This is a genomic window from Dyella sp., assembly GCF_036568765.1.
In the GTDB taxonomy this organism is placed as follows: domain Bacteria; phylum Pseudomonadota; class Gammaproteobacteria; order Xanthomonadales; family Rhodanobacteraceae; genus GSA-30.
This window is the reverse complement of the sequence record NZ_DATCRY010000325.1, coordinates 1-3663: the sequence shown is the minus strand read 5'-3', so window position 1 is coordinate 3663 and position 3663 is coordinate 1. Positions and strand designations below refer to the sequence as shown.

3 protein-coding genes, 1 tRNA gene and 1 pseudogene are annotated in these 3663 nt (G+C 65.3%); 3 read left to right on the top strand and 2 right to left on the bottom strand.

The annotated features are described in order from the left end of the window. The coding region (locus tag VIM98_RS20395) for a DUF6600 domain-containing protein (protein ID WP_331994936.1) at nucleotides 1-1748 on the bottom strand (1748 nt) is incomplete at its 3' end. Nucleotides 1749-1946: 198 nt separating this feature from the next. Between VIM98_RS20395 and VIM98_RS20390 the strand changes: the two genes are divergently transcribed. After that, a tRNA-Gly gene (locus VIM98_RS20390) sits at nucleotides 1947-2020 on the top strand. Between the two features lie 70 nt (nucleotides 2021-2090). Here VIM98_RS20390 and VIM98_RS20385 read toward each other — a convergent pair. Next, on the bottom strand, nucleotides 2091-2819 hold the full coding sequence (locus tag VIM98_RS20385) for a YoaK family protein (RefSeq protein WP_331994935.1): 729 nt from the start codon (nucleotides 2817-2819) through the stop codon (nucleotides 2091-2093). A gap of 181 nt (nucleotides 2820-3000) precedes the next feature. On the opposite strand from VIM98_RS20385, the gene VIM98_RS20380 reads away from it, so the two are divergent. Together VIM98_RS20380 and VIM98_RS20375 are read left to right on the top strand one after the other, a co-directional pair. Next, nucleotides 3001-3453 carry an ATP-dependent zinc protease gene (locus VIM98_RS20380; protein WP_331994934.1) on the top strand — a complete coding sequence of 151 codons (453 nt, stop codon included), beginning with the start codon at nucleotides 3001-3003 and terminating at the stop codon, nucleotides 3451-3453. Continuing rightward, nucleotides 3450-3663: pseudogene (locus VIM98_RS20375) on the top strand (30S ribosomal protein S6--L-glutamate ligase); the annotation flags it as partial. The gene VIM98_RS20380 and the pseudogene VIM98_RS20375, both read left to right, overlap by 4 nt.

Genomic DNA, 3663 nt, shown 5'->3' with positions numbered 1-3663 from the left:
AAACGTGCCGAAGGCAGCTCGCCGCTGCGCAGCGCCGGTTGACCGCCGGCCGTTGCCGGCCGCGGGCTCTGGCCGAAGGCTTCGTTGCGCGGGGCGGCCTGCGGCGTTGGACGGGGCGCTGCACTGTCCGGCCCATGTCCGCTAAGCACGCGCACATTGTTGAACTGCGGCCGCGGCGCTGTGGCCGGCGTACCGGCAGCGCGTACCAGCGGTCCTTGATGAAGCATGCTCGGGCTGGGCGCGGTGCGTGCGACCACCGGCCGATTGAAGCCGCCCGCCGGTAGCGGGCGTGCCTGCGCCGGGCGCGGCTGGGCGAAGCTCGCCGCGGTCGGACGCAGCGTCGGGCCGTGACTCATCACCTGTGCATTGGCGAACTGGCGCGCATCGCCACCGGCGAGGTTTTGCCGGACATTGCGCGCTGCGGCGAAGTTCTGTGCGGACATGGCGCTGAAGGCACGCGGCGCGTCGCGGTTGACAAAGCGCTGGTTGGGGAACGGCTGGCCACGATGGAAGTAATCGTAATGATGGTTGATGCGGTCGACGATGGCCGCACGCGCCAGGCCGCGCTCACGCAGATTGGTCACGTTGACGCGCGTGTAGTAACCACGGCTCGCGCGGTACCACGGGTTGTAGACCTCGCCTGGGCCGAGCGGGAACCAGCCGACCGGGCCGCCGACGCCAATCCTCACTCCGCCGCCGACGAAGGCGACCAGTGCGGGTGCATAGACCGGGCGGCGCACGATCGGTCCCGGGACCCAGCCCCAACGACCGCGAAGGCAGATCCAGCGTCCGTAATGGTAGGGCGCGAAGCCCCAGGGCAGATCGTCCACCCAGGTCCAACCCCAGGGGGCGATAAAGGCCCAATGGCCGCTGCGATAAGGCGCCCAGCCCGTATCCACCTGGGTCGGATACCAGACCTCGCCGTAATCGTCGTCGCTTTGCCAGTCGCCGTATTGCGCGAGGTCCTGTGCACCCACTACGTCTTCGGAAACATACTGCCGCGTGGTGGTAATGGCTTGGGTGTAGCGCTGGTCGCGTTCGGCCGCCCAGTTATCGAATTCGTCGCCGCCGCCGATAGGGCTGACCGCCACGTCGCTCAGTGCCGAATCGTTGAACTCGTAGCGGCTGCCTTGATCGATGCCACGCTGTGCACCGTTCTGACCGTAGACCACGGCGGTGCCGTCGAAATCGGTCACGCGCGTGGCTTTGCCATCGCCGCTGATATCGACGCGGTAGGTGCCGGGCTGGTCGATTACCAGCGCCACGGTCGGCGTATCGATCTCATAGCTCTCGCCCTGGTCGAGCTGGCGTACCGCGACATTGAGCGTGCCCTGGGTCAGTTCGACCTGAGTGATCTGGTCATTGAGCGCCAGAAAACCGAAGTCCGTGTTCTGGCCGATGCGTAGCGCGCCGCCATCGAGCTCCAGTTCGGCACGCGCGCCCTGACTGCTGGATAACCGGTCGCCTGTCGTCAGCGGTCGATTGACGGTCACCGCGCTCCAATCCTTTTCGCCGGACGGCAAGAAGCCGACGTCGCCGGCCTGGTAGGACAGGCGCGCCACACGCGAGGGCGGGTCGCCCGCATCGGCCTGGGCGGCCGATGCGTCGACGTCGGCGGGATCCGGTCCGGGCGGGACGTCCTGCGCATGAGCGGCAGAGCCCACACACAGCAACAGCGCGCCCAACCAGGTACGCAGATGTTTGTAGCTGACTTCCTGCATGACAGTGGATTCCCAAGACTTGAACATGCGTTTCTCCCGAGTCGCGCCCGTAAGAAAACGCACTCGGGGTCGGCGCGATGACGGCATCATGCGGTAGCGCCCGCGCGCCGTGCAGCGGGCGTTCGGAATGATGGCAGGCATCGGTTCAGCGATCGCTTGCTCGCGATTCATCCAGTCGACCGGTTTTCAAGTCAGCCACGATCCGGTTACCATCGCCCGGCCGACGCGGGTGTAGCTCAATGGTAGAGCTGTAGCTTCCCAAGCTACTGACGAGGGTTCGATTCCCTTCACCCGCTCCACTTCTCGGCCATCCGGCTGCCGGTCAAGCTTGAATGCAGTGAAAGTCCCTTGTCGCGGCTGAAGCCGCTCCTACGAGGTAGCCAGGCTTTCACGCGACGGAGTTGCCACGCCTGCGACGATCGCCAGCATGGCAGCGAGCCACAGCGCATGTCCTGACCAGGTTTGGAACACCAAGGCGCCAGCGATGCCTCCTGAGATGAAGCTGGCGATCACGACCAGGCAGATGCGCGCCCGGCGTGGATCGAAGCGCGCGCCGCGCAGCGCTTGGCCAATGGCGATGCCTAGGTCGGTGAACATGCCGGTCAGATGCGAGGTGCGCAGCACGGCGCCGGTAACCAATGAACTGGTGCCGTTCTGGAAGCCGATCGCCAGCGCGCAAAGGCAGGTGCCCAGTACCGGTCGGGTATCCACGATCGTGGCCGCCACGCTCAGCAGCACCCCTTCGCCAAGCAGCATGCCGCCGGCCGCGCGGGTTCGCGTCCAGCGTTCGCCGCGTACGATCCAGGCACTGATGGCACAACCGATGGTGAATAAACCCAGGATGGCGGCGGCATGCCCAAGCAGATGCAGGTCGCCCGTGGCTAGGCCGATCGCGCCTTCGGTAGAGATCCCGGTCAGGTGAGTGACACCGCCGTGATGAAGCGCGAGCAAGGCTACGGTGTTGACCCAGCCAGCCATCCAGGGCAGGGCGATCGCCCATGCCCATACCCAGCGAGGAAACGCAGGAATCATGCCGATGCGGTGAGGTAAGTAGTCATGGCATGAAAGTGTCGCATGCCGTGCCCATCCGGACAGCATCGTTCGATATGCATGTGTCTTCCGCAGGCGTCGCGGCCACTGCTAAGCTACAGCCGCATCGCTTCCCACCCAGCGACGACCGGAACCTGTTCGCTTCGGTTCGAGCTTTACGGAGCGGGCTCGGTTCTCCTTCACCCGCTCCATACCCGCGCTCAACAACCTCTCCTTCTACCCTGCACCGATGACGGACGTAATTACACTCGGCTGGCGGGAACGGCTCGCATTGCCGCAACTCGGCATCGCCACGCTCAAGGTCAAGCTCGACACAGGGGCGCGCAGTAGTGCGCTACATGTCGACGACCTGGAAAGCTTCGAGCGCGACGGTCGGACCTGGCTGCGCTTCGTGGTCGGCACAGGCCCACGCGAGCGCATTCCCGTGCACTGCGAGGCGCCCGCGCTGGATCGGCGTCGGGTCCGGGATACCGGCGGGCGACATACCGAGCGCTGGTTTATTCGCAGCGAGGTCTGGCTGGGGGGACAGCGTTTCGATGTGGACATAAATCTGACCGATCGGCGGCATATGCTGTTTCCCATGCTGCTTGGACGTACCGCGTTGCTGGGACGATTTGCGGTCGACCCGGCGCTTTCCTACACCCAGCCGCGGCCACACCTGGCGGTGGCGGAGGCTTCATGAAAATTGCCATTCTCTCGCGCAACACGCGGCTGTATTCGACCCAGCGACTGGTCGAGGTGGCGCGCGAGCGCGGTCACGTGGTGCGCGTGCTCGATCCGCTGCGCTGCTATGTGCGCATCGCGCCCGGCGATGTGGCGATCCGTTACAAGGGCAAGGCGGTGAAGGATATCGATGCGGTGATTCCGCGCATCGGTACCACCAGTACTTTCT

Bases quoted from the DNA above. Each gene is read 5' to 3' on its own strand.
- VIM98_RS20385 (WP_331994935.1), bottom strand. From the start codon at position 2,819: ATGCTGTCCGGATGGGCACGGCATGCGACACTTTCATGCCATGACTAC.
- VIM98_RS20380 (WP_331994934.1), top strand. From the start codon at position 3,001: ATGACGGACGTAATTACACTCGGCTGGCGGGAACGGCTCGCATTGCCG.